Annotated in this window: 1 protein-coding gene and 1 pseudogene; both read right to left on the reverse strand. The window is 42.9% G+C overall.

Annotation, left to right across the window (positions count from 1 at the left end; all coding sequences use genetic code 11):
• Positions 1–183: pseudogene (locus tag AC3LHT_RS05625) on the reverse strand (HslU--HslV peptidase proteolytic subunit); the annotation flags it as partial.
• The coding region (locus tag AC3LHT_RS05630; RefSeq protein WP_488662228.1) for a D-alanine--D-alanine ligase family protein at positions 156–822 on the reverse strand (667 nt) is incomplete at its 5' end. The pseudogene AC3LHT_RS05625 and the gene AC3LHT_RS05630, both read right to left, overlap by 28 nt.

An 822-nucleotide genomic window follows, 5' to 3' on the forward strand; every position in this document is an offset into this window, starting at 1 on the left:
GGAAAGCGCATCTGCCACTGAACCAGCGAATCCGGCGAGAACTTTCCCATCGCCGAGTTTTCTCACCTTTCTTGCAGTACCTTTCATAACCGTTGATCCGAGAGTTATTTGACCGTCGCCGGCTATAACTATTTTATTTCCCTTCTTTACAGCGATTACTGTTGTTCCATGCATCTGTTCCATGTGGGTACCTCCTTTTCCTTTCTCAGGGCTTCCCTTACAATGGTATTAATGAGATCCTCAAAACTCATTCCCATGGCAGCGGCAGATTGAGGCATATCGCTTAACTCTGTTAATCCCGGAATCGTGTTCACTTCGAGAAAGTAAAAGCTGCCTTCTGAGAAAATACCGTCTATCCGACACATATGTCTGCAACCAAGCGCGGAAAAAATGTCACTCGCGAGTTCTTCAAGCCTTTTCTTATGGTGATCATCAAGAGAAGCGGGAACAATAAACTCCGTAAGACCCTGTGTGTACTTGGCATCAAAATCGTAAAAATCTCTTTTGGGCTTGATCTCAAGTATGGGTAAAACAACAGGCTTAGCATCGATTTCAAGTACTGAAATAGACAGTTCCCTGCCGGCAACGAACTCTTCAAGCAACACCCCGCTGTATGAATTTATCGCTCTTTTCAAAGAAGATTTTAGCATTTTTCGATTCCGGATGAGCTCAATGCCAATACTTGATCCTTCTGCATTGGGTTTCACAATCGCCGGGAAGTGATGCCAATCTAATCTTTCAATGTCATCACAAGAAGAGAGCTTTACATGTATTGGTTGCGTTGTTATTTTTTCAGTCAATTGGTAGGTGATGTTTTTATTA

The sequence above is a fragment of the Kosmotoga sp. genome (genome assembly GCF_982836095.1).